Here is a 24,106-nt window from a genome sequence, read left to right as displayed (position 1 = left end):
ACATGACCAAACATCACCTGCCCGCCACACCCGACACCGTACATTGGGGCTATTTCAGCCGGACGCTCGCGCCCGTGCTCACCATCAAGTCGGGCGACAGTGTCGTCGTCGAGAGCATCACCCACCATGCCAATGACGATTATGACCGGATGATCGCCGGCGATCCTGCCGCCGAGGAAATCTTCCTCTGGACCAAGGACCAGAAGACCATGCGCCGGCGCGGGGCGGGGGCGACGGACGGGCCGTTCACCTATGGTGCCGGCGAGGGCCTCGGCGTTCACCTGCTCACCGGACCGATCGCGGTCGAGGGCGCCGAGCCGGGCGATATCCTTGAGGTTCGCATCATCGACACCTGGCCGCGCCCGAGCGCCAACCCGGCTTATAAGGGCCGCTTCTTCGGCTCGAACCCCTCGGCCAATTGGGGCTTCCAGTACAAGGATCTGATCGAGGAGCCGAAGCCCCGCGAGGTGGTGACGATCTATGAGCTCGACATGTGCGAGGCGTCGGTATCCGCGCTCTATTCCTACCTTTGGACGCCGCAAACCGACCCGGACGGCATCGTTCATCCCACCATCGATTATCCGGGCGTGCGGGTCGATCACGCGACCGTTGTGAAGAGGGACGGTATCCTCTCCGGCATCAAAGTGCCGGCGCGGCTGCATTTCGGCACGATGGGCCTTGCCCCCGCCGAGGCGGATTTCGTCTCCACCATCCCGCCCAACTACACCGGCGGCAACATGGATGACTGGCGCATCGCCAAGGGCGCGCGGATGTATTACCCGGTCGCGGTGGCGGGCGGCCTGTTCTCCTGCGGCGACGCCCATGCTTCGCAGGGCGACAGCGAACTTTCCGGCACCGCCATCGAGATTTCGCTCACCGGTGAGTTCGAGTTCATCCTGCACAAGAAGGCGGCGCTGGAGGGCACGATCCTGGAAGGCCTGACACATCCCCTGCTGGAGAATGACGATATCTGGTCGGTTTATGGGTTCAGTGTGGCGAACTATCTGTCCGAGCTCGGCCCCGACCACCAGACTGAGATCCTCTCGCGCGGCAGCCTCGACAGCGCGATGCGCGACGCCTTCCGCAAGCTGCGCCGCTTCCTGATGACCACGCAGAAGCTCTCCGAGGACGAGGCGATCTCGCTCATGTCGGTGGCGGCGGATTTCGCGGTGACGCAGGTGGTGGACGCCAATTGGGGCGTGACCGGCTCGATCCGCAAGAGCCTGTTCGCCGGGCGTTGACGCGCATGGCGGTACTTGAGACCGCATATGGCGGGGGCATGATCCTTGCCTGACAGGGCCTCATGACGAGGTCCGACCGATGAATGCCGAGCCGTTCACTAGCGAGTCCTATGCCGAGGGCGCGCGCGAGCGCGCCTGGCAGGAGGTGCTCGGCGGTTTCGGGCTGCAGGCGCTAGGCGCCCGGTCGGGGACACCCTCGCACGCCCGCGCGCTCTCGCGCCTTTCCGCGCTCGGGGTGAGGCTGGGAACGCTGTCGGCGGACGCGCAATCGCTGCGCCCCCTCGCCGGGCGCGCTGGGTTGCCGCTTCTGCTGATGCCGGTCGAGACCACGCTGGTGCTCACCCTCGCCGGCGAGACGCAGATCGTGCCCGCTGGCCATGCCGTCCTCGCCCCGCGCGCGGGAGGCTGGCAGGTGCAGTTCCAGCGGGGTCTGCGGGCGCTGGTGCTCTCCGTTCCGGCGGAAGCCTTTCGCGGCCGCAAGGTGGCCCCGCTCGCCGCCTGCCCGCCCCGGGTCTTCGCGCCCGAGGGGCTGGCGGATGTGCTTGCGCGCACGGTCCAATCCGGCGCGGGCGCGCTTGACCGGCTCGGTGAGGCGGAATGGGAGACGGTGGCGCAGAGCGCCGCCGAGCTGTTGCTCGCGCTGACGGCGGAGCTTGCGACCACGCGCGCGGATTCCTCCTCAAGCCGCGCCGCCCTGCTGCAGCGCATCTACGCCACCGTGGAGCGCACCATCGGTCGGGAGGATCTGTCCATCGCCGAGGTGGCGCGGGCCGAGGGCATTTCCGAGCGCTATCTGCAGAAGCTGTTCGAGGGTACGGGCGAGAGTTTCAGCCATTATGTCCGCGAGCGGCGTCTGCAGCGCGCCTGGCATGACCTCGCCAACCCCGCTGAACTGGCGGTGCCGATCTCAGAGATTGCCTATCGCTATGGTTTTGCCGATTCCGCGCATTTCAGCCGGCTGTTCCGCGAGCGTTTCGGCCTGCCGCCGCGCGAACTGCGCCGGCGCGAAGCCGAGCGGCACGACCACGAGGCGCTGCCGAGCGGCCAGCGCGGATGGCCGCAGCAGGCGCTGGTGCAGTTGCGGGCGCGCCAGACCAAGGCCGAGCCGGACACACGGCGCAACCCGGTTCTGGAGCGCACCCTGCCGCCCGACGTCCCCGAGGCGCCGGCCCATCATCACCTGCCGATCAATGAGCAAAACGTGCATTGGGGCTATTTCAGCCGCTCGCTGCAGCCGCTGCTGGAGATCGCCTCAGGTGACATCGTCACCGTCGAGACGCTGACCCAGCACGCTTCCGACGACCCCGAGCGCATGATCATCGGCGATCCCGGCGCGGAGAGCGTCTTCCATTGGACCGCCACGCAGAAGGCGGTGGACCGGCGCGGCGCGGGGCCGATGGATGCCTCCGTCTTCGGGCGCGGGGCCGGGGAGGGGTTCGGCGTGCATATCTGCACCGGCCCCATCGCCGTGCGCGGCGCCCAGCCGGGCGATGTGCTTGAGGTGCATATTCTCGACATCGAGCCGCGCCCCTCGCGCCATCCGGCCCATGCGGGGCGGGTCTATGGCAGCAGTGTCGCCGCCTGGTGGGGCTTCCACTATTCCGAGTTCCTGAGCGAACCGCACCCGCGCGAGACGGTGACGATCTATGAGATCATCACCGACGTGCCGGAGCCCCATGCGCGGGCCGTCCATGCCTATCGCTGGGAACCGCAGACCGATCCGGCGGGCGTGCGCCATGCGCTTTACGACTATCCCGGCGTGCCGGTGCGGCCGGGCACCGTGACGCTGCAACAGGGCGTGCTCGACGGGGTGCGCATTCCGCTGCGGCCGCATTTCGGCGTCATCGCGGTGGCGCCGCGCGAGGCGGAACTGGTGGATTCCGTGCCGCCGGCCTATTTCGGCGGCAATCTCGACAATTGGCGGCTCGGCAAGGGCGCAACCGTCTATCTGCCGGTCTCCGTGCCCGGCGCGCTGCTCTCGGTCGGCGACCCGCATGCGGCGCAGGGCGATGGCGAACTTTCCGGTACGGCCATCGAATGCTCGATGACCGGCACCTTCCGCGTGACGCTGCACAAGAAGGCGGACACCGCCGGCACGTTGCTCGCCGACCTGACCTACCCGCTGATCGAGACGCCGGAGGATTGGGTGCTGACCGGGTTCAGCCATCCGAACTATCTCGCCGAGTTCGGCGCGGACGGGCAGAGCGAGGTCTATTCCAAATCCTCGCTCGACCTCGCCATGCGCGATGCCTTCCGCAAGGTGCGCCGCTTCCTGATGACGACGCGCGGCCTGAGCGAGGACGAGGCCATCGCCCTGATGTCGGCCGCGGTCGATTTCGGCATCACCCAGGTGGTGGACGGTAATTGGGGCGTCCACGCCATTCTGAGCAAACGCCTGTTCCCTGACCGGAGCTGACTCGGCCGCGCTGGGATCAGGCCAGAGTGACACCCGTGCGCGGGTCGGCCGCCAGCGCGCTCATCATCGCCGCGACCTCGTCGAGCACTGGGCCTTCCAGATCGCGCAGCGGCGACCTCACCTTGCCGCCGTCGAAGCCGCGCAGGTTCATCGCCGCCTTCACCATCTGCGGCTGGCCGTGCTTGCGGGCGAGCGCGCGGAACGCATACCAGGCCCGGTGCAGGTCGCGGGCGGTGGCGGCGTCGCCCGCCTCGAGCGCGCGGAACGTGCCGAGGATGATCTCCGGCAGCGCGCAGGAATTGGTCGAGGAGATGCCGTCGAAGCCGGCCATCATCGGGCCGAGGAAGGCGAGGTCCGAGGCGCAGAACAGCTTGATGCGCCCGCCCAGCCGGTTGGCGATGCGGTCGATCGGCGTGACCGAGAGGTCACCCTGCTTGATGCCGACCACGCCCTCGATATCCGCGAGTTCTTCGATGATGTCCGGCTGCAGGGTGATGCCGATGCCCGGCGCGTTGTAGATCAGGATGCCGGTCTTCGAGAGCGGCGCCATGTCCTTGAAGAAGGCGGCGATCTGGCCGTCGGTGACTTCCGAGACATAGGGCGGCGTGACCATCGGCAGGCCGCCGAGATCACCCGCGAGGGAGGTGAGCTCGCGCACGGTGCGCGCGTCCGAACCGGCCGAGCAGAGCATGACCGGCACGCGGTCGCCGACCACCGCCATGACATGGCGGAAAAGGTCGGCCCGCTCCTGCGTCGACATGGCGGGAAATTCGCCATAGGTGCCGCCGATGAGAATGCCGTCATAGCCGAGGCCGATCACCCGCTCGACGGAACGGGCAAGGCCCGCCATGTCGATGGAGCCATCCGCCGCGAAGGGCGTGACGGTGATGTTGAAGATGCCACCCAAGCGGGCGCGGCACTCGGCGATGTCTTTCATGGGGAAGGCCTTTCAGGGGCAGGCAAATCAACAGGCATGGCGAACGCGCGTCCGCTCTGCCTCAATGTGAGTTAGGGGCGCACCCGCCTCGGGCGGCTGCACCGGCAGAAGGGTTCACTCAGGCGGCGACCTGATGCAGGGCGCGGTCGAGCGTCCCGAGAACCTGGCACCCGGTTTCGGTGACGACGATCGTCTCGCTCACACCCACGGTGAAGCGGCCATAGATGCGCAGCGCCGGCGGCAGGTGGAAGGCCATGCCGGGCTGAAGCTCGGTCTTCACCCCAGCATTCAGGCTGAGAATGCCGCCCTCGCCCCAATCCGGCGCGAAGGAGATGCCGACGCTGTAGCCGAGCCGCTTGCGGAAATTGTCGGTGTAGCCGGCCGCGTCGATCACCTTCTGGCAGGCGATGTGCGGCACCTCGCAGGCCACGCCCGGCTTGATCGCCTCGAGCGAGACGGCGAGCGCGTCCTGGCACACCTTCATCATCTCGACCGCCTCGACGGGCGGCGTGCCGATCCAGGCGGAGCGCATCAGCGCGGCGTGATAGCGGTCATGCACGGCGGCCATTTCGATGAAGGCGGCATCGCCCGGCGTCAGCTCCCGGCGCTTCCAGGTGCCATGCGGCACGCCGGAACGCGGGCCGGAGGAGACGAGGGGCTCCATGCCCATGTATTCCGAGCCGGCGGCGATGGCCGCGCCCATCATGGCGGCGACGAGGTCGTTCTCAGTGTTGCCGACGCGCATGGCGGCGAGGCCCGCCCTCATGCCGGCATCGACATAGGTCGCGGCGCGCACCAGCTTTTCCACTTCCAGCGGCGACTTCACCATGCGCAGCTTTTCCACCACGCCGGCCGCGTCATGGACCGTGCCGAGCGCGGTGAGCAGCGCTTCATAGGTGGTGATCGGCAGGAACCAGCCGCGCTTGTCGATGCCGACGCGCTTAGCCCTAAGTCCCTTGGCCTCGAGCTGCGCGACGAGGAAGCGCACCGGCTCATCCGTGTCCTGATAGATCGCGGCGTCGGTGATGAAGGTGTTGGCGACGAAGTTGAAATATTCAAGCTGGCGGACGATGAACACCGGATCGCCCTCGACCGGCAGCACCAACGCCTGGAAGGTGTAATAGCCGGGCGTCTGTTGGCCGGTGAGATAGAAGATGTTCTCCGGTCCGGTGACGACCATGGCGTCGAGGCCGGCCGCGACCAGCCCCTCGCGGGCGCGGGCGACGCGGGCGTCGTATTCGGCTTTCGGGAAGGCCGATTCCTGTCCCTGAACCACGCTGCTGATGGCGGTCATGTCACGAGAACTCCTTGATGAGATGCGTGGCGTGCGCATCGAAGGTCAGGCCGAGGCCCGGCATGTCCGGGGCGGCGACGCGGCCGTCGGTGTAGGCGAGGCCGGGGGCGGGATCGTTGGTGAGGCCGTCGGCGCCGTAGAGTTCGGCGAAGCGCGGGCCGGTGGCGAGTGCCACATGCAGGGCGGCAGCGGTGGCGAGGCCGCCCTCATTCATCTGGCCGATCATGAAGGGCACGCCAGCGGCGTTGAGACGCCGCGCAGCGGCGAGCGTAGGCGCGATGCCGCCGAGCTTCACCAGCTTGAGATGCGCCATCAGCCCGTTGCCGCTCGCGGCGATACGGTCGACGTCCTCGAGGCCTTTCACGCTCTCATCCAGCATGATCGGCAGGGGGCTGACGCGGGCAAGGCGATCGAGCGCGGCCCAATCGCCGGGCGCGATCGGCTGCTCGACATAGGCAAGGTCATGAGCGGCGAGGGCGGCGAGATGGCCGCGCGCAGCCTCCTCGCTCCAGGCGCCGTTGGCGTCGGCAGCGATCTTCACCGCCTTGCCGAAGCGCGCGCGTAGCAAGGCGATGCGGCGCAGATCCTCGCCGATATCGCCGGCGCCGATCCGCACCTTCAGGTCGCGGAACCCCCGCGCGACATAGGCCTCGGCCTGGGCGAGGAAGGTGACCTCATCCGAGACGAACAGGGTCTGGTTGGTGGTGTGGGCAAGTGCCGTTTCCGCCGGCGCGCCTAGAAAGCGGGCGAGCGGCAGGCCGGCGCGCGTCGCGGCGCGGTCATGGAGCGCGCCGTCGATCAGCATCCGCACGGGGGCGCTCGCGGCGCGAAAGACGGCAGGCGGCTCGGCGAGGAGGGTGGGGGCGTCAGAACTGAAGTCTAGCGCGCCCACCACGGCAACCGCTTCCGCGAGCACCTGCTCGGGGTCAAGGCCGTTGAGATAGGCGATGTTCAGGCGCACCTCGCCGACTGCGACCGTCTCGCCGTCGTCGAGGCGCAGATAGAGCGTGTCCAGCGCGGCGATACGGCCGGACGAGGCGGTATGGAGCACCAGCCCCCCGCCATAGGTCAGCAGCGCGCGATGGAGCGAGATCCGCATCTCAGGCGCTCAACATTCTTTGGGCAATGTCGCGATAGATCAGCGCCGAGAGCTCGAACTCATCCACCGGCACGAACTCGTCCGCCTTGTGGGCGACGGAGAGTGAGCCGGGGCCGATCACCACGCCTTCCGCACCCGTGGAGCGGAAATGCACGAGGTCGCAGGCGCCCTGGAAGCCGAACGGCCCGGCCTCGCTGATGCCGTGGGCGCGGCAGGCGGCAAGGCTCGCCTGCACGATGGGGCGGTCCGGCGCGGTCTCGGTGGCGCCGCCCGTGGTCGGCTTCCACTCAAGGATTTCCGCGCGCAGGCCGAAGCGCCGATGTGCCTCCGTGAGCAGCGCGGCGATATCGGCCTTCACCGCTGCCTCATCCTCGCCGGGCACCAGGCGGCGGTCGAGCAGCAGGTCGCAGGCGCCGGGCAGCACATTGTCGGCATGGCCGCCATGGATACGGGTGACGGTAAGGCTGGCGCCGCCGACCAGCGGGTGGGTGCGGTGGCGCACGTCGCTCTCGTGCGACTCCGCCACGAGCGCCAGCAGTTGGCCCGCCCGCAGCACGGCATTCTCGCCCAGATGCGGCGAGCCGGAATGGGCGGGCACGCCGAGCACGCGCACCAGCGGGCGCAGACTGCCCTTATGGGCGGAATAGACGGTGTTTGAGGTCGGTTCGCCCACAACGGCAAAGTCGATGGTCGGCTTGCGCGACGCATAGAGCTTGGCGCCTTCGCTGGCGACTTCCTCATCCGCAACGAAGACGGCGAGCAGCGTCCCGGACCAGCTCGCGCGGTCGGCGGCGAGGAGGCGCACCGCTTCCAGCATGGCGGCGAGCGGGCCCTTGCAGTCGCAGGCGCCACGGCCGAACAACTTGCCATCGGCGGCGCGGAGCACGAACGGGTCGGAACTCCAGCCGTCACCGGCCGGCACCACGTCCATATGGGTGTTGAAGGCGAAGACCGGGCCGGGGCCGTTGACCAGCCTGGCTTCGACATTCACCCGGCCAGGCTTGTACTCGTCGAGGCTGACCTCGAAGCCCAGCGGCGCGAGCATATCGCGGATGTAATGCGCGACCTCGATCTCGCGGCCGACCGGGTTCTCGCTGCGGATGGCAACGAGATCGGCCAGCGCACGCGTCATGCGGGCAGCGTCGAGGGCGGGGGCGGACACCATGATGGGCACTCGTCAGTGAAGGATCTGGTCGAGGAAGCGGCGGGCGCGCTCATTGACGGAGCCGCCGAAGAAGGCCTCGCTCGAGGCGGTCTCGACGACCTGGCCGTTCTCCATGAACACGATCTTGTCGGCGGCCCGGCGGGCGAAGCCCATCTCATGGGTGACGACGAGGCTGGTCATGCCCTCCGCCGAGAGCTCGGCCATGACGTCGAGCACCTCGCGGATCATTTCCGGGTCGAGCGCCGATGTCGGCTCGTCATAGAGCATGAGCTTCGGCTTCATCGCCAGCGCACGGGCAATGGCCACACGCTGCTGCTGGCCGCCCGAGAGTTCGTCCGGGAAGGCGTCGGCCTTGTCGGGGATGCGCACCTTGCCGAGCAGCTTCAGCGCGAGATCATGCGCGTCGGCGCGCGACAGGCCGTTCACTTTCATCGGCGCCAGCATGATGTTCTCGGCGGCAGAGAGGTGCTGAAACAGCTCGAAATTCTGGAACACCATGCCGATGTCGCGGCGGATGCGCGCCGCGTTCTTGCGTTCGCGGGTGATGTTCGCGCCCTCGAAGAAGATGTCGCCGCCATCGGCCGGCTCCAGCAGGTTCACGCAGCGCAGCAGCGTCGATTTACCTGAGCCGGACGGGCCGATGAGCACCACGGTCTCACCGCGCGCGACGTCCAGCGAGCAGCCTTTCAGCGCGTGAAAGCTGCCGAAATGCTTGTCGATGCCGATGATCTCGAGCAGCTTCTGGCCGGCGGGGGACATGGGCGCGAGGGGCGTGGTGTCAGCGGACATCGGCGCTCTCCGTGGCCAGCAGCAGCCGGTCGACCAGCGGGCGCTTTTCGCGGCGGCGGTGCTTCTTGGGGTCGAGGCTGCGCTCCATCATCGCCTGCAGCACCATGAAGATGGTGGTGAGCGCGAGGTAGTAGACGCCGGCGGCGGTCAGTGCCTCCAGATAGCGGAAGGAGGCGCTGGCGGTCTGGTTGGCGACCAGCAGCAATTCCTCGACGGCGATCACCGAGACCAGCGCGCTGGTCTTCAGCATGCCGATCATCTGGTTGCCCATGGGCGGGAGCACGATGCGCGCGGCCTGCGGCAGCACGATCCAGCGCATGACCTGCCCGGTGGTGAGGCCGAGCGCTAGCCCGGCGGTGCGCTGGCCCTTCTTCACGGCATCCAGGCCCGAGCGCAGGATCTCCGCCATATAGGCGCCCTCGTTCAAAGCGAGGGCGATCACCGCGCTGAGAAAGGCCGACAGGCGGATGCCGAAGGTCGGCAGCACGTTGTAGATGAAGATGATCTGGAACAGCACCGGCGTGCCGCGGAACAGCCAGACATAGATCAGGGTGAAGATCTGCAGGGGACGTATCCGCGTCTCCTGCAGCAGGGCGATGACGAGGCCGGCCAGCACGCCGAAGAACAACGCCGTGACCGTGATCAGCAGCGTCAGCAGCGCGCCGTGGAAGAAGGCGGGCGAGACGATGTAGTCGAGGACGATATCGAACGACATCATGCGCGTCTTCTCCGTGGGCTGGCGGCCTCGATAGTGGGTGGGGCGATCAGTTGAAGATCGACACCGAGGCCGGCAGGCTCCACTTCTTGATCAGCGTCGCATAGGTGCCGTCGGCGACGATTTCCTTCAGCGCGGCCTTCAGCGCTTCCTGCATCGCGGTGTCGCCCTTGCGGGTGGCCATGCCGATCGAGGTGTTCGACTCGAACTCGGTGCCGGCGGTCTCGAAGGCGCCGGGCATCTTCTGCAGGATCTCGGCCGCGCCGGGGGTGGAGTCGTAATAGGCGTCGGCGCGGCCCTGGCCGAGCGCCAGGGCGGAGTCCTGCGCGGTCGGGAAGGTCAGCACCTTCACGGCGGCAAGGCCTTTATCCTTGCAGTTCTTGTCGTCGGCGCGGGCCTGGCTTTCCTGAATGCCGCCCAGAGTGACGGCGATGCTCTTGCCGCAAAGGCTATCGTCGCGGCCGGTGATCTTGGCGGGGTTGCCGGCCTGCACCATCACCATGTTGCCGATCTTGAGATAGGGCACGAAGTCGACCTGCTCGGCCCGGGCCGGGTTCATGTACATGGCCGAGTTGATGATATCGATGCGGCCACCCTGCAGGGCGGGAATGAGGCCCTTGAACTCCATGTTCAGCGGCTTGGGCGTGGCGCCGAGCTTCTTGCCGAGCGCCTCGATCATGTCGATGTCGAAGCCGGTCAGCTTGCCGTCCTTCTGGAACTCGAACGGCGCGAAGGTCGCGGCGACGCCATAGGTGAGCGCGTCGGCCTCGACGAGGCCGGTCTTGGGCAGCTCGGCAGCCGCGGCGGCGTGCATCAGGCCAAGCGGAATAATGAACGCGGCAACCACTTTGCGGAACATGCGGATCCCCTGTGCGATCTGGGTGAGGTTGGATTGGGCCGGCACTGATTGCACTAATTGATGCGGTTTATACAAAATGGACGCGGCGCGTGAGTCAAGCTTTGGCTACTCCTTGAGCTGCACAAACTATGGGCGACCCGTGCTCAAGGTCTGGCATCTTGGAGATTCGTGCGGTCAGGTCGACAGCGCGCCGGTTCTCATCAGGGAGAGGCTTGCGCCAAGACCGCTTCTGCCGGCTTGTCGAAACGTCACCTCATATTGTATGGATCGGTATATTTCATACAAATTCGGTGTTCTATGGCGCGCACGTCACGTCCGAACCGGGTCCGCCTGGCGAACCAGATCCTGGAGACCATCCGGGGCGGTCGCTTCGAGGTCGGCCATCATCTGCGCGAGCAGCAGATGGGGGATCTGCTGCAGGTCTCGCGGACACCGGTGCGCGCGGCGCTGGCGCTGCTCGCCGAGCACGGGGTGGTGGAGGCGCGGCGCAATCAGGGGTTCTTCCTCAAGGCGACGCCGGAGGAGTTGCACCGCCTCAGCCTCGAAGTGCCACTGACCGCCGACCAGGATCTCTACAGCGACATCGTCAATGACCGCCTCGCTGATCGTCTGCCGGTGTCCTTCACCCAGGCGGAGATCGCGCGGCGCTATGATGTCGACCGCATGCTGCTCCAGCGCACGCTCTCGCGCCTCGTCGATGACGGTCTCCTCGAGCGCAATCCCGGGCGCGGCTGGACCTTCCTGCCGACGCTGGATACCGGCCTTGCCTTGCAGAACAGCTATGATTTCCGCCGGACGCTGGAGCCGAATGGCCTTCTGCTGCCGACTTTCCGGCTCGATGCGGGGGCGCTGGAGCGGCTGCGCATCCAGCACCACTACCTCGAATCCCATCCCCGCATCGCTTCGGTCGATGCGCGCCAGCTCTTCGACACGGACGCCCATTTCCACGAGACCATCGCCGGCTTCAGCGGCAACATCTTCCTGCTGCAGGCGATTCAGCAGCAGAACCGCCTGCGGCGCCTGCTCGAATTCGGCGGCTATGTGAACCGCCGTCGGGTGCGCGATTGGTGTCGCGAGCATCTCGCCATCCTCGATGCGCTGGCCGCTAGCGATAATGCTCGGGCGGCGGAACTGATGCTCGCCCATCTCGGCAATGCCTATCGCGCAGTCCCGGCTTTCACTGGCACGGCGGCGGGGAGCGTTGCGCCATGACGCTGCTGCTGGTTCGCCATGCGACGCACTTGCCGGCGCTGGACGGCATGATCGCCGGGATGTTCGCGGCCGCACGCGGTGCCACGCTGGTGACGCTCACCAGCGGCGGGGCGGGCCATGGGCGTTTCGACTGCATGCAACATGTTCTGGCGCATGGCGAATTGGCGCCCAACGGCTTGATCTGGGCCGAGCGGGCGAGCGGGCATCCAGTGCCCCCGCCCGTCGATCGCGGCGCGGTGGTGCGGCTGCCCGGAACGGTGGTCGTGCCGCTCAATCCGGCGCTGCCGGCCCATGAGGAGGCCGAACGGCGCCTGCTCGCCACCGCCGCCCGGGCGGGTCGTCCGGTCGAGCTTTTCGTGGTGAGTGTGGTGGACGATGTGTACATCTTGCGCGCCGCCACGGACGAGAGCGTGGTGGGGCGCTGGCGCCTCGATACCTATGGCCGCCCGGTCGCCGCCGATGCCGTCACGTGGGGCGCTGAGGCTCTGCGGGTGTTGATGGTGGGACCGGAGGATCACCAACGCGAGGTGTACCCGGCAACCATCGCCGCGCTCGGCGACGCTGCCGAGGCGCAGGGCGTCCGGCTCGATCTGCGCTTCATTGATCCGCGCGAGGAGCCGAACTGGGAGCGGCTGCTTGGGGAGGTCGACGGGCTGGTGTTGCCCGGTGGCTCGGACATGGAGCAGGTGCGCGGCCAGATCGACGCGGCCCGCGCCGCCATCCGCCGCGACCTGCCCACCGTCGGGCTCTGCTTGGGGATGCAGACCATGGCGACGGCGGTGGCACAGGAAATCTGCGGCCTCAACGACGTGAATCTGACCGAGGCGGACCCGGAAGCGCAGACCAAGAGCTTCGTGCGGCTCCATGATGAGCATGACCGGCCGCTGCACCGGCTCGGCCTCCAGTCCTGCCGTCTCACCCCCGGCAGTCGCCTTGCTGCCCTGGCAGGAGGCGACAGCCTCGACGTGCTCTGCAACCACCGCTTCGTGCTCGACCCGGCGCTGGAGCCGCGCCTCGTCGAGGCCGGGCTCGTCGTCTGCGCCCGACAGGCCGGGAACGACCATGCCGATGCCGTAGAGGTGCCGGCGCTGCGCTTCTTCATGGCCATGCAGGGCCATCCTGAACTGTCGAGCCGCCCGGGCGCTCCGCATCCGCTGCTCGCCGGCTTCCTCGCGGCCATCCGGGGCGCCTGACCGGCTAACCGGTCGCGACGGATTGTTTAGTGATCCGCCGTCCCCGGTCCCGCCCATAGGTCGGTCTGGCATTACATATACTGGATGATTTCTTTGCGGCAGCGGCTGGAACGCTGCGTTGCAGCATCGAATTGCGCTTGCATTGTTGAGTGATGCCCACTTAACTAAACACAAAGCTAAACGTGACCGGCGGCGCCGGAACGCGAAGGCCAACCGAGGGGGCAAAGACCCACCTCGATCTCTGGGAGGAGAGCATGCTGAAGAAGTGGATACCCCTTCTCGGGGTCGCGGCCCTGTGCGGGTCGCTGTCCGTGCCGCAGGCCGCCAAGGCGGAACAGTTGACGCTGTGCTGGGCGGCGTGGGATCCGGCCAATGCGCTGGTGGAACTGTCCAAGGACTTCACCGCCAAGACCGGCATCGACATGAAGTTCGAGTTCGTGCCGTGGACCAGCTATGCCGACCGCTTCCTCAACGAGCTGAATTCCAAAGGCAAGCTCTGCGATCTCATCATCGGCGACAGCCAGTGGATCGGCGGTGCTGCCGAGAGCGGCCATTACGTCAAGCTGAACGACTTCTTCGCCAAGGAAGGCATCAAGATGGATGACTTCGTGCCGGCGACGGTGGTCGGCTATTCCGAATGGCCGAAGAACACGCCGAACTACTGGGCGCTGCCGGCCATGGGCGACGTCGTCGGCTGGACCTACCGCAAGGATTGGTTCGAGCGGCCGGAGCTTCAGAAGGAGTTCAAGGCCAAGTATGGCTGGGATCTCGCCGCGCCCAAGACCTACACCCAGCTCAAGCAGATCGCCGAGTTCTTCCAGAAGCGGCAGATCGACGGCAAGACCGTCTATGGCGCCTCGATCTACACCGAGCGCGGCTCGGAAGGCATCACCATGGGCGTGACCAACGTCCTGTATGATTGGGGCTTCATGTATGACAACCCCAAGAAGCCCTATGACATGCAGGGCTATGTCAACTCGCCCGAGGCGGTGAAGGGCCTGGAATTCTACAAGGCGCTCTATGATTGCTGCACGCCGCCCGGCAGCTCCAACGTCTACATGGTGGAATCGGCCGACGCCTTCAAATCCGGCCAGGTGGCGATGCAGATGAACTTCGCCTTCACCTGGCCCGGCCTCTACAAGGACGAGAAGGTCGGCGGCAACCGCATCGGCTTCTTCCCGAACCCGGCCGAGAAGTACCATTTCGCGCAGCTTGGCGGTCAGGGCATCTCGGTCGTGTCCTATTCGAGCAAGCGCGATGCCGCGCTCCAGTACATCAAATGGTTCGCCCAGCCGGACGTGCAGGCCAAGTGGTGGCAGCTCGGCGGCTATTCCTGCCTGAAGGCGGTGGTCGACGCGCCCGGCTTCAAGAGCAGCCAGCCCTATGCGACGGCCTTCCTCGAATCCATGGCCATCGTGAAGGATTTCTGGGCCGAGCCGAGCTATGCCGAACTGCTCCAGGCCATGCAGAAGCGGGTGCATGACTATGTCATCGCCGGCAAGGGCACGGCGAAAGAGGCGCTGGACGGCCTCGAAAAGGACTGGACCAAGATCTTCAAGGACGACGGCAAGATCTGATCCGCGCCGGCTGGGAGCGCCCATGTGCGGGCGCTCCCAGCCTCGCCGACCAGCCTCACGCCGCTCATGCGACGGGCCTCCTTCGGCCCCTCCCTGGGGCGGGACCGCCGGCAGATATCCCCGCTCTTGCTGCGTCCCGCCTCTTTTTCTCATCGGCCGACGTCACCCAGGCTGACGCGGCCCGACGGCCGGGATGCGCGTCCCGCCCCGACTAAGCTCTCATCACACCGGGTATGCTTGTGACCGCTTCCCACGAGACCCTTACAGACAAAATGACCGAGGCCGCCGTGCGCGCGACGCCGCAGGCCGTCGCCCGGCGCGTGCGTGGCCTCTCCGACAGGGCTATCGCGTGGCTCTTCATCGCCCCGACCATCGTGCTCCTGCTGGCGATCAACATCTTCCCGCTGTTCTGGGCGATCTATCTGTCCTTCACCAATTACCGGGCCAACCGGCCCAACGCGGTGGTGCAGAATGTCGGGCTCGGCAATTACGAGCGGGTGCTGAACGACCCGGACATCTGGGCGTCGATGCAGACCACGGCGCATTTCGTGTTCTGGACCATCGTGCTGCAGACCGTGATCGGCTTCGGCCTCGCCTTCCTGCTCGACCGCAAATTCCGCGGCCACGCCTTCTGGACCACGCTCATCCTCATTCCGATGATGCTGTCGCCGGCGGTGGTCGGCAATTTCTGGCGCTTCCTATACGAGCCGCAGATCGGGCTGTTCGCCTATGCGGTGTCGTTCCTCACGGGCATTCCGACCTCCGAGATCCAGATGCTCGGCAGCGTCAATCTCGCGCCCTGGGCGATCATCATCGTCGATACCTGGATGTGGACGCCTTATGTGATGCTGATCTGCCTCGCCGGGCTGCGTTCCATTCCCGACTACATCTATGAGGCGGCGGAGGTCGACCGTGCCTCCAACTGGCGACAGTTCTGGTCCATCACCGTGCCGATGGCGCTGCCCTTCATCATGCTGGCGGTGCTGTTCCGCGGCATCGAGAACTTCAAGATGTTCGACATGGTGAACCTGCTTACCGGCGGTGGGCCCGGCTCCACCACCGAGGTCGCCTCCATCGCGCTGAAGCGCGCCGCCTTCGAGGCGTGGGCCACCGGCCGCTCCTCGGCCTTTGCCATCATCCTCTTCGTCGCGGTGTTCGGCCTCGCCAACATCTATGTGAAGGCGCTCAACAAGGTGAAGCAGAGATGAGCCCGTCGCCTGCATCATCCGCCAAAACGCCCCCGATGACGGCGGCGCATTCCGTCGTCGAGCCGAGCCCGACTTCCAAGCGCGTGGCCGCGACGCTGGTGATCCTCTATGCGCTGATCACCATGGTGCCGCTGGTGTGGATCTTCCTCACCAGCATCAAGTCGCCGCCGGACTCGATCTCCTACCCGCCCAAGATCCTGTTCACGCCGTCGCTCGAAGGTTACTGCAACCTCTTCACCACCCGCACGCGGCAGACACCGGACTACATCGCCAGCCTGCCGCCGCCCTCGAACCTGTGCGATGAGGTGACGCGCGAGCGCAACATGGTCATCGCCGGCCCGTCGAACTTCCTGCCGCGCTTCGCCAATTCGCTCATCATCGCCTTCGGCTCGACCTTCCTCGCCGTCGGGCTCGGCACGCTCGCGGCCTATGGCTTCTCGCGCTTCAAGGTGCCGCTGGCCGATGACCTGCTGTTCTTCATCCTGTCGACCCGGATGATGCCGCCGATCGCCGTCGCCATCCCGATCTACCTGATGTACCGCCAGCTCGGCCTGTCCGACACCGCGCTCGGCATGATCCTGCTCTACACGGCGGTGAACGTGTCGCTCGCGGTGTGGCTGCTCAAGGGGTTCATCGACGAGATCCCGCGCGAATATGAGGAAGCCGCGATGATCGACGGCTACACGCGGCTTCAGGCCTTCCGCAAGGTGGTTCTGCCGCAGGCCACCACCGGCATCGCCGCCACCGCGATCTTCTGCCTGATCTTCGCCTGGAACGAATACGCCTTCGCCGCGCTGCTCACCTCCGGCACCGCCCAGACCGCGCCTCCCTTCATCCCCACCATCATCGGCGAGGGCGGGCAGGACTGGCCGGCGGTCGCGGCGGGCACGACGATCTTCCTGGTGCCGATCCTCGTCTTCACCATCCTGCTGCGCAAACAGCTGCTGCGCGGCATCACCTTCGGGGCGGTGCGCAAATGAGCGGAACCTCACTCGATACGCCCCGCCGCCGGCGCCCGTTCTTCCTGCGGCGCGGGCCGATGGAGAACCTCGCCGTCATGGTGATCGGCATCGGCTTCCTGATGCTGTTCCAGCCCTTCCTGATCGAGCTCTACACCTATTCCTTCGTCACCCTGCTGGCGGGCACGTTCATGTTCATGATCGTGTCCAAATTCCCGGAGTAGCCGCGATGGCGGAGATCCGAGTCGATCATTTGCACAAGGCCTTCGGCGAGTTCGTCGCGGTGCGCGATTCCACCTTCACGGTGGAGGATGGCGAGTTCCTGGCGCTGCTCGGTCCCTCCGGCTGCGGCAAGACGACGACGCTGCGCATGATCGCCGGGCTTGAGCTGCCGACCAGCGGCACCATCCGGCTCGGCGGCGAGGACGTGACCTTCAAGCGCGCCAGCGAGCGCGACATCGCCTTCGTGTTCCAGCTCTTCGCGCTCTACCCGCATATGAATGTGCGCAAGAATATCGGCTTCCCGCTGCTCTCGCAGGGCGTGCCACGGGCCGAGATCAAGCGACGGGTGGAGGAGACGGCGAAGCTCCTGCAGATCGACCACATTCTCGACAAGTCGGTCTCGGGCCTTGCCGGCGGCGACCGCCAGCGCGTGGCGCTCGGCCGGGCCATCGTGCGCCGCCCGAAGTGCTTCCTGATGGACGAGCCGCTCGGCACGCTCGACGCCGAGTTCCGCGACGTGATGGTGCGGGAGCTGCGCGAGCTGCACAACCGCATCGGCGCCACCACGGTCTATGTCACCCATGACCAGATCGAGGCCATGGCGATGGCCGACAAGATCGCGGTGATGAACCATGGCGTCATCGAGCAGTTCGACACGCCGCAGGAGATCTATGACCGCCCGGCCTCCATGTATGTCGCGGACTTCATCGGCTCGCCGCCGATGAACTTCATCCGCTTCAACGCCGGCCTGCCCAAGGGCGCGCGCATCGCCCGCATCGGCGAGGCGGATGTGGTGATGCCGGAGCTGCGCGCTGACGTGGCGCCCGGCGAGCTCGCGCTCGGGGTCCGGCCCGAGCATGTGCGCTTCTCCGATACCTCGCCGCTGCGCGGGGCGATCTATGGCAGCGAATATCTCGGCACGACGCAGATCGTCACCATTGAGACGCGGGGCGGGCGGGTACGGGCCCGGCTACCGGCGGAGCACAGCTACACCATTGGCGAGCCGGTCGGTCTCGTCTTCGCCAGCGAGCGCCTGTCGCTGTTCGACTGTGGTTCGGGCCGGGCCGTCCGGTCCGCCCTGCATGAGGGCGCGCGTATCCGGGGAAACCATCATGGCTGATGTCACGCTTACCGGCGTCACCAAGCGCTTCGGCGGGAAATCCGCCGTCGACAACCTCGACCTCACCATTGCCGATGGCGAGTTCGTCGTCCTGCTCGGCCCCACCGGCGCGGGCAAGACCACGACGCTGCGCCTCATCGCCGGGCTGGAGGCGCCCGATGCCGGCACCGTCAGCATTGGCGGGCGGGTGGTGAATGGCGAGGCCCCTGCGTTGCGCGACGTCGCCTTCGTCTTCCAGCAATACTCGCTCTACCCGCATCTGACGGTCTACGAGAACCTGGCCTTTCCCCTGCGCTCACCGGCGCGCCGGCTCGACAAGGCGAGCATCGACGCCCGCGTGCGGCAGGTGGCGGCGATGGTGCGCATCGACCACAAGCTGGAGAACCGCTCGACGCGGCTCTCCGGCGGCGAGATGCAGCGGGTCGCCATCGGCCGGGCGCTGGTGCGGCGGCCCTCGATCTATCTGATGGACGAACCGCTCTCCTCGCTCGACGCCAAGCTCCGCGGCGAGTTGCGGTTGGAGCTGAAGCGCATCCAGAAGGAGATGGGCTCGACGCTGCTCTACGTCACCCATGACCAGATCGAAGCCATGACCATGGCCGACCGCATCGGTATCCTCGCCGAGGGCAAGCTGGTGCAGATCGGCACGCCGCGCGAGATCTACAGCAACCCCGCCAATCTCCACGTCGCCGCGCGCCTCGGCCAGCCGCATATCAACCTCTTGCCGGCCGATCTCCTGCCCGGTCCGACGCCGCCCGCGGGCACCCGCACCATTGGCGCGCGCACCGAGCACCTGGAGATCGCCCGCACGGCCGGTGGCAATGCCGAGATCGATTGGGTGGAGCATCTGGGTGACCAGAACCACCTGCACATCACCGTGCGCGGCCACAAGATCACCACGCTGGCGGACCCCGATCTGCCCGTCGAGGCGGGGGATCGGATCAGCCTGAGCTTGAGGCGCCCGCTCTATTTCGGGCAAGACGGGCAGCGTCTCGCGTGACATGACACCGGCGTGAGCGCGCCCGGCGGGTTCAAAACGTGCCGACAGAAATCGGAAGGCAGCGATGAAACACTTCTTCAACCGCCGCGAAAGCATCGTCACCGAGGCGCTGGACGGCCTGCTGCGCACCTCGCCGCCCGGCAAGCTCGCCCGGCTCGACAGCTATCCCGACATCAAGGTCGTGCTGCGCGCGGACTGGGACAAGTCCAAGGTCGCCGTGGTCTCGGGCGGCGGTGCCGGGCATGAGCCCTCCCATGCCGGCTTTGTCGGGCGCGGGCTGCTCACCGCCGCCGTCTCCGGCGAGATCTTCGCCTCGCCCAGCGTCGAGGCGGTGCTGGCGGCGATCCGTGCCGTGACAGGCAAGCCGGGCTGCCTTCTGGTGGTGAAGAACTACACCGGCGACCGGCTGAATTTCGGCCTCGCCGCCGAGCGGGCGCGGGCCGAAGGCTTTGACGTTGAGATGGTCATCGTCGCCGACGACATCGCCCTGCCGGAGATCGACCAGCCGCGCGGGGTCGCCGGCACGCTGTTCGTCCACAAGATCGCCGGCCACCACGCCGAGGCGGGCGATGATCTCGCCACCGTCGCGGCCGCCGCCCGCGCGGCCGCCACCGACATCGCTTCGCTCGGCGTCTCGCTCTCTTCCTGCTCCATTCCCGGCCAGCCGCATGAAGCGCGGCTCGGCGCGGAGGAGGGGGAGCTCGGCCTCGGCATTCACGGCGAGCCGGGTGTCGAGCGCATCGCGCTGCAGGCAGCCGAGGCGATCACCGCGCTGATGGCGGAGCGTCTTGCGGGGAAGCTCGCGCCCGGCGCCGCCTATGCGCTGCTCATCAACAATCTCGGCGCCGTGCCGCCGCTGGAAATGAGCCTGATCGCCGACACGGTGCTGCGCTCGCCGCTGGGGACGCAGGTCACGCGCGTCATCGGCCCGGCGGCGCTGATGACCGCGCTCAACATGAACGGCTTCTCGCTTTCGCTGCTGCGCCTCGACGCCGCCCGCGAGCTGGCGCTGAGCACGGCGGTGGAACCGCTTGCCTGGCGCCCGGCGGTCGAGTGCGGCCCGGTGCGGGTCGTCCCCGCCCCGGCGGACCCGCGCGCGGCCACCCCGCCAGCCAGCGCCGATGCGGCCGCCGAGGCGGTGATCCGCACCGCCTGCGCGACGCTGATCGCGCTGGAGGAAGAGCTGAACCGGCTCGATGCGCGGGCGGGCGATGGCGACACCGGCTCCACCGTCGCCACCGGCGCGCGCGCCATTGAGGCGCGTCTTGCCGCCCTGCCGCTCGCCGACCGTGCGGCCACCTTGCATGCCATCGGTGAGACGCTTGGCCAGGCCATGGGCGGATCGAGCGGCGTGCTGATGTCGATCTTCTTCACCGCCAGCGCCAAGGCGCTGCGCGAGAATGGGGATCTGCCCGCGGCGCTGCTTGCCGGGCTCGACCGCATGACCTTCTATGGCGGAGCGGGGCTCGGCGCGCGAACCCTGGTGGATTCGCTCGATCCCGCGCTCAGGGCGCTGGCCACGGCGGATGTCACCGAGGCGGCGCGGGTGGCCCATCAAGGCGCCGAGGCGACCAAGGCGATGACGCGGGCCCGCGCCGGTCGCGCCTCCTATGTCGGGGCGCGCGATCTTGAGGGTTCGCCCGATCCCGGCGCGGTTGCTGTGGCGCGGGTGTTCGCGGCGCTGGCGGGCCGGGACTGACAGGCGCGGCGGCGCGACGGGGAGGGGAGAGATGCGGCTTGATGCCGGCGACATCGCCGAACTGATCGCGCGCTGCCATGCCGCGATCGACCGGCATGGCGACCATCTCGGCGTGCTCGACAGCGCCATTGGCGATGGCGACCACGGCGCCAATATGCGCCGGGGGCTCGAGGCTGTCTTCGCCGAGCGCGCGGCGATTGCCGCCTTGCCGCTGCCGGCCGCGCTGGAGCGCATTGGGCTCGTGCTGGTGATGAGCATTGGCGGCGCCGCCGGTCCGCTTTACGGCACGCTGCTGATGGAGCTCGGGCGCGGCCTTGCCCCCGATGCCGACACGGACGCTTTCGCCGCGACGCTGGAGCAGGCTATCGCCGCCGTGGCGCGGCGGGGCCGTGCCGGGCCCGGCGACAAGACGCTGCTCGACGTGCTCTATCCCGTGCAGGCCGAAATCATGCGGCATGCGGCGCCCGAGCGCATCGCGGCCTGCGCAAGATCCGCCGCGCGGGCGACCGAGGCCATGCAGGCCCGGCGTGGGCGGGCCGCCTATCTCGGGGCGCGCTCGGTCGGCCATGAAGACCCCGGCGCGTCGAGCTGCGCGCTGCTCGCCGCCACGATCTGCGTCTATCTCGCGGAGCATCGCCCCTCATGAGCGAGACCGGCACCCCGGCGCGCCCCGCCAATGTGGGCATCGTCATCGTCTCCCATTCGCCGCTGGTGGCGCGCGGCGCGGCCGACATGGTGCGCCAGATGGTCGGCGATTGCGTGCCGCTGGCCTGGACCGGGGGGAACGCGGAAGGCGGCCTCGGCACCCATGTCGCGGGCATTCAGGCGGCCATCGAGGCCGCGTGGTCGGAGGCGGGTGTCGCCATCTTCGTCGATCTCGGCGGGGCCGAGACCAATAGCGAGACCGCTGCCGAACTGCTCGGCGCCTCCCGGGCCGGGCGCATCGTGGTGTGCAACGCCCCGCTGGTGGAAGGCGCGGTGATCGCGGCGGCGGAAGCCTCCGGCGGTTCCAGCCTCGCCAAGGTGGTCGCGACGGCCGAGGAGCTGTCGCCCTGATGAGCGAACGCCACGCCCGCCTCCCGCGCGAACGCTCTGGCACGAGCTGGCAGACCGAGGTCGAGGTGACTCACGGCATCGGCCTGCACGCGCGCCCCTCGGTCACCTTCACCCGCCTCGCCAAGAGCTTTCCCTGCTCGATCGAGGTGGCGGTGGATGGCTCTGGCGAGTGGCTGAACGGCAAGAGCATCGTCAAGATCATGGGCGCGCGCATCCGGCGCGGGGCGCGGCTGCGCATACGGGCCGATGGCTCGCGCGCCGAGGAGGCCATCGTCGCGCTCGGCGAGCTGGTCCGGCGCAATTTCGACGAGGACCGCAAGCTGGGGCGGGCCGATGGCCGTGCCGGTTGATTGCTCGGGTGAGGCTTATCGCGGCACCCCGGTTTCGCCCGGCCGGGCGTGGGGGCCGGTGCATTGCGCGCGCCGTGCCGATACCATCCTCGTCGATCCCGTTTCCGGCGATCCCCGCGCCGTGCTCCGGCGCGCCGTGGCGGCGGCGGTGGACGATCTGCGCCGTCTGGCCAGCGAGGCCGCGCCCGACAGCGCGGGCATTCTCGACTTCCAGATCGAGATGCTGCTCGACGAGGAAATCCTCACCCCCGCTTTTGCCCGTATCGCGGCCGGGGAGGGGCCACTGCTCGCCTGGGCCGGCGCGATGACCGCCTATATCAATTCCTTCGTTCCCGATGACCGGGACGACGACGCCTTTGCCGCACGCGTCGCCGACCTGACGGATCTGCGCCAGCGCGTGCTCGATGCACTCGATGGCCGCCCGCGGGCGGATTTTCCGGCCGGTGCGATCTATGTCGGCGCGGACATGCCGCCGAGCGTCTTCCTCGCGCATGACTGGTCGGCCGGCGGCGGCATCGCGCTGGGTGCCGGCAGCGCGATCAGCCATGTCGCGCTGCTGGCCCGCGCGCGCGGCGTGCCCATGGTGGTTGGCCTCGGCGAGATCGCGCTCGCGGATGGCAACAGCGCCCTGATCGACGGGGACGAGGGGCTGCTGCGGCTTGCTCCGCCGGCGGTGGAACCGGTCCCGATGGTGGTCGCACGCCGCGCCGTGCCACCGCTCGGACCGCTGCCGACGGGGGACGCCGTCACGCTGGGGGTGAACATCAATTCGCTGGCGGATCTCGACGCATTCGATGTCGCGGCGGTGGATTGTGTCGGGCTCGTGCGCACCGAATTCCTGTTTCCGACAGCGGCCGATGCCTTGAACGAGGAGCGCCATGTCGCGGCCTATGTGAAGATACTCGCCCGCCTCAAGGGGCGGCCGGTGACGGTGCGGATGCTCGACCTCGGCGGCGACAAGACCCTCGCCGGCGTGGCGGAAGGCGGCGCGGCCTCGCTGCTTGGCCTGCGCGGCATCCGCCTCTTGCTCGCCCATCCAGAGCTTGCCCGCGTGCAGGCGCGGGCGCTGCTGCGGGCGGCCGCGCTGGGGCCGCTCAGCGTGCTCCTGCCGATGGTCACGCTGCCCGGTGAAGTCACCGCCATGGCGCAGATCTTCGCGGAGGAGGAGGCGCGTCTGGCCGCACGCGGCGTGAGCATCGCTCGCCCGCCGCTCGGCATCATGGTCGAGGTGCCGGCCGCCGCGCTGACACTCGACCTGTTCGCCGCCGCCGCGTTCTTTTCGGTGGGGACCAACGACCTGATGCAGTATCTCTCGGCGGCGGCGCGGGACAACCCGGCCGTCGCCCCGCTCAATGCCGGATCGGAGATCGCCTTGTTCCGCCTGCTGGATCAGGTCAGCGCGAGCGCCCGCGCCCTCGGCAAGCCGCTGTCGGTCTGTGGTGACCTCGCCGGAGAGCCGCAGGGCCTCGCCCGGCTGGTCGCGGCGGGTTTTCGCGACGTCTCCGTCGCCCCCTCGCGGCTGGCGGCGGTTCGTGAGTTGTTGCGCGGCGCGGTCAATGCCGATGCCGGCGCTGGGGTAGCGCATGGCCCGTGAACCCAGCGACGAGGCGGTGACCGCCTACAAGACCCTGCTCGCGAGCCTGCTCGACAACCGCCCCTCCGGCACGCGGCAGCGGCTGGCGACGGCGCTCGGCAAGCACCGCAGCTTCGTCACGCAGGTCACCAGCCCGACCTATGACACGCCGCTGCCCGCCCGCCATCTGCCGACGATCTTTCGCGTCTGCCATTTCAGTCCGGCCGAGCAGGAGCGCTTCCTCGCCGCCTATCAGGCTGCTCATCCCGGCCGGTTGCCGGAAGTCGGCGGCGGCGAGAAACTGCGTCCGCTGACGCTGATGGCGCCGGACTTCGGCGACGAGAAGAAGAACCGTCAGTTCGACGACGCCATTGCCGAGCTGGTGCAGAAGATGGCCACGCTGATGAGCGGAGAGGAGTGAC

23 protein-coding genes are annotated in these 24,106 nt (G+C 67.9%); 16 read left to right on the top strand and 7 right to left on the bottom strand.

Annotated features, from left to right (window positions below; genetic code table 11):
- Positions 1 to 2: 2 nt before the first annotated feature.
- Together AncyloWKF20_RS10465 and AncyloWKF20_RS10460 are read left to right on the top strand one after the other, a co-directional pair.
- The gene (locus AncyloWKF20_RS10465) at positions 3 to 1,241 is read left to right on the top strand and encodes an acetamidase/formamidase family protein (RefSeq protein ID WP_279317780.1); all 1,239 of its coding nucleotides are present in this window, start codon (positions 3 to 5) and stop codon (positions 1,239 to 1,241) included.
- A 79-nt stretch (positions 1,242 to 1,320) separates the two neighbouring features.
- The gene (locus AncyloWKF20_RS10460; RefSeq protein ID WP_279317779.1) at positions 1,321 to 3,657 is read left to right on the top strand and encodes an acetamidase/formamidase family protein; all 2,337 of its coding nucleotides are present in this window, start codon (positions 1,321 to 1,323) and stop codon (positions 3,655 to 3,657) included.
- Positions 3,658 to 3,673: 16 nt separating this feature from the next.
- On the opposite strand, the gene AncyloWKF20_RS10455 is transcribed toward AncyloWKF20_RS10460, so the two are convergent.
- The 7 genes from AncyloWKF20_RS10455 to AncyloWKF20_RS10425 form a co-directional block, all read right to left on the bottom strand.
- A complete protein-coding gene (locus AncyloWKF20_RS10455) occupies positions 3,674 to 4,594 on the bottom strand; it encodes a dihydrodipicolinate synthase family protein (RefSeq protein ID WP_279317778.1) in 921 nt (306 codons plus the stop codon).
- 118 nt (positions 4,595 to 4,712) lie between these two features.
- The gene (locus AncyloWKF20_RS10450; protein WP_279317777.1) at positions 4,713 to 5,888 is read right to left on the bottom strand and encodes a Xaa-Pro peptidase family protein; all 1,176 of its coding nucleotides are present in this window, start codon (positions 5,886 to 5,888) and stop codon (positions 4,713 to 4,715) included.
- A 1-nt stretch (position 5,889) separates the two neighbouring features.
- Positions 5,890 to 6,987 (bottom strand): mandelate racemase/muconate lactonizing enzyme family protein, encoded by a 1,098-nt coding sequence (locus AncyloWKF20_RS10445; RefSeq protein WP_279317776.1) that lies wholly within the window; start codon positions 6,985 to 6,987, stop codon positions 5,890 to 5,892.
- A 1-nt stretch (position 6,988) separates the two neighbouring features.
- Positions 6,989 to 8,152, bottom strand: a complete 1,164-nt coding sequence (locus AncyloWKF20_RS10440) for a M20 family metallopeptidase (protein WP_279317775.1) — start codon at positions 8,150 to 8,152, stop codon at positions 6,989 to 6,991.
- A 12-nt stretch (positions 8,153 to 8,164) separates the two neighbouring features.
- On the bottom strand, positions 8,165 to 8,941 hold the full coding sequence (locus AncyloWKF20_RS10435; RefSeq protein ID WP_279317774.1) for an amino acid ABC transporter ATP-binding protein: 777 nt from the start codon (positions 8,939 to 8,941) through the stop codon (positions 8,165 to 8,167).
- Positions 8,931 to 9,659, bottom strand: a complete 729-nt coding sequence (locus AncyloWKF20_RS10430; RefSeq protein WP_279317773.1) for an amino acid ABC transporter permease — start codon at positions 9,657 to 9,659, stop codon at positions 8,931 to 8,933. The genes AncyloWKF20_RS10435 and AncyloWKF20_RS10430 overlap by 11 nt, the downstream gene beginning before the upstream one ends.
- A 46-nt stretch (positions 9,660 to 9,705) precedes the next feature.
- Complete coding sequence (locus AncyloWKF20_RS10425; RefSeq protein WP_279317772.1) at positions 9,706 to 10,515, bottom strand: ABC transporter substrate-binding protein; 810 nt, start codon at positions 10,513 to 10,515, stop codon at positions 9,706 to 9,708.
- 297 nt (positions 10,516 to 10,812) lie between these two features.
- Between AncyloWKF20_RS10425 and AncyloWKF20_RS10420 the strand changes: the two genes are divergently transcribed.
- The 14 genes from AncyloWKF20_RS10420 (at position 10,813) to AncyloWKF20_RS10355 (ending at position 24,105) form a co-directional block, all read left to right on the top strand.
- The gene (locus AncyloWKF20_RS10420) at positions 10,813 to 11,727 is read left to right on the top strand and encodes a GntR family transcriptional regulator (RefSeq protein ID WP_279317771.1); all 915 of its coding nucleotides are present in this window, start codon (positions 10,813 to 10,815) and stop codon (positions 11,725 to 11,727) included.
- On the top strand, positions 11,724 to 12,920 hold the full coding sequence (locus AncyloWKF20_RS10415) for a gamma-glutamyl-gamma-aminobutyrate hydrolase family protein (RefSeq protein ID WP_279317770.1): 1,197 nt from the start codon (positions 11,724 to 11,726) through the stop codon (positions 12,918 to 12,920). Before AncyloWKF20_RS10420 ends, AncyloWKF20_RS10415 begins: the two co-directional genes overlap by 4 nt.
- A gap of 254 nt (positions 12,921 to 13,174) precedes the next feature.
- On the top strand, positions 13,175 to 14,497 hold the full coding sequence (locus AncyloWKF20_RS10410) for an ABC transporter substrate-binding protein (RefSeq protein ID WP_279317769.1): 1,323 nt from the start codon (positions 13,175 to 13,177) through the stop codon (positions 14,495 to 14,497).
- Positions 14,498 to 14,736: 239 nt separating this feature from the next.
- A complete protein-coding gene (locus AncyloWKF20_RS10405; protein ID WP_279317768.1) occupies positions 14,737 to 15,705 on the top strand; it encodes a sugar ABC transporter permease in 969 nt (322 codons plus the stop codon).
- Between the two features lie 35 nt (positions 15,706 to 15,740).
- Entirely contained in the window at positions 15,741 to 16,685 is a 945-nt protein-coding gene (locus AncyloWKF20_RS10400) for a carbohydrate ABC transporter permease (protein WP_279317935.1), read from the top strand.
- On the top strand, positions 16,682 to 16,888 hold the full coding sequence (locus tag AncyloWKF20_RS10395) for a hypothetical protein (protein WP_279317767.1): 207 nt from the start codon (positions 16,682 to 16,684) through the stop codon (positions 16,886 to 16,888). The genes AncyloWKF20_RS10400 and AncyloWKF20_RS10395 overlap by 4 nt, the downstream gene beginning before the upstream one ends.
- A gap of 5 nt (positions 16,889 to 16,893) precedes the next feature.
- Entirely contained in the window at positions 16,894 to 18,006 is a 1,113-nt protein-coding gene (locus tag AncyloWKF20_RS10390) for an ABC transporter ATP-binding protein (RefSeq protein WP_279317766.1), read from the top strand.
- Complete coding sequence (locus AncyloWKF20_RS10385; RefSeq protein WP_279317765.1) at positions 17,999 to 19,006, top strand: ABC transporter ATP-binding protein; 1,008 nt, start codon at positions 17,999 to 18,001, stop codon at positions 19,004 to 19,006. Before AncyloWKF20_RS10390 ends, AncyloWKF20_RS10385 begins: the two co-directional genes overlap by 8 nt.
- 64 nt (positions 19,007 to 19,070) lie before the next feature.
- Positions 19,071 to 20,705 (top strand): dihydroxyacetone kinase subunit DhaK, encoded by a 1,635-nt coding sequence (locus AncyloWKF20_RS10380; RefSeq protein WP_279317764.1) that lies wholly within the window; start codon positions 19,071 to 19,073, stop codon positions 20,703 to 20,705.
- A 31-nt stretch (positions 20,706 to 20,736) separates the two neighbouring features.
- Positions 20,737 to 21,351, top strand: a complete 615-nt coding sequence (gene dhaL / locus AncyloWKF20_RS10375; RefSeq protein WP_279317763.1) for a dihydroxyacetone kinase subunit DhaL — start codon at positions 20,737 to 20,739, stop codon at positions 21,349 to 21,351.
- Positions 21,348 to 21,761 carry a dihydroxyacetone kinase phosphoryl donor subunit DhaM gene (dhaM, locus tag AncyloWKF20_RS10370; protein WP_279317762.1) on the top strand — a complete coding sequence of 138 codons (414 nt, stop codon included), beginning with the start codon at positions 21,348 to 21,350 and terminating at the stop codon, positions 21,759 to 21,761. The genes dhaL and dhaM overlap by 4 nt, the downstream gene beginning before the upstream one ends.
- On the top strand, positions 21,761 to 22,111 hold the full coding sequence (locus AncyloWKF20_RS10365; RefSeq protein WP_279317761.1) for an HPr family phosphocarrier protein: 351 nt from the start codon (positions 21,761 to 21,763) through the stop codon (positions 22,109 to 22,111). Before dhaM ends, AncyloWKF20_RS10365 begins: the two co-directional genes overlap by 1 nt.
- Positions 22,095 to 23,705, top strand: coding sequence for a putative PEP-binding protein (locus AncyloWKF20_RS10360; RefSeq protein ID WP_279317760.1), 1,611 nt, complete (start codon positions 22,095 to 22,097; stop codon positions 23,703 to 23,705). The genes AncyloWKF20_RS10365 and AncyloWKF20_RS10360 overlap by 17 nt, the downstream gene beginning before the upstream one ends.
- Positions 23,695 to 24,105, top strand: coding sequence for a hypothetical protein (locus AncyloWKF20_RS10355; RefSeq protein ID WP_279317759.1), 411 nt, complete (start codon positions 23,695 to 23,697; stop codon positions 24,103 to 24,105). Before AncyloWKF20_RS10360 ends, AncyloWKF20_RS10355 begins: the two co-directional genes overlap by 11 nt.
- Position 24,106: the final 1 nt, after the last annotated feature.

It is taken from the genome of Ancylobacter sp. WKF20 (assembly GCF_029760895.1).
Taxonomy (GTDB): Bacteria; Pseudomonadota; Alphaproteobacteria; order Rhizobiales; family Xanthobacteraceae; genus Ancylobacter.
The sequence above is the reverse complement of the archived record's forward strand: the minus strand, read 5'-3'. Positions and strand labels throughout refer to the sequence as shown.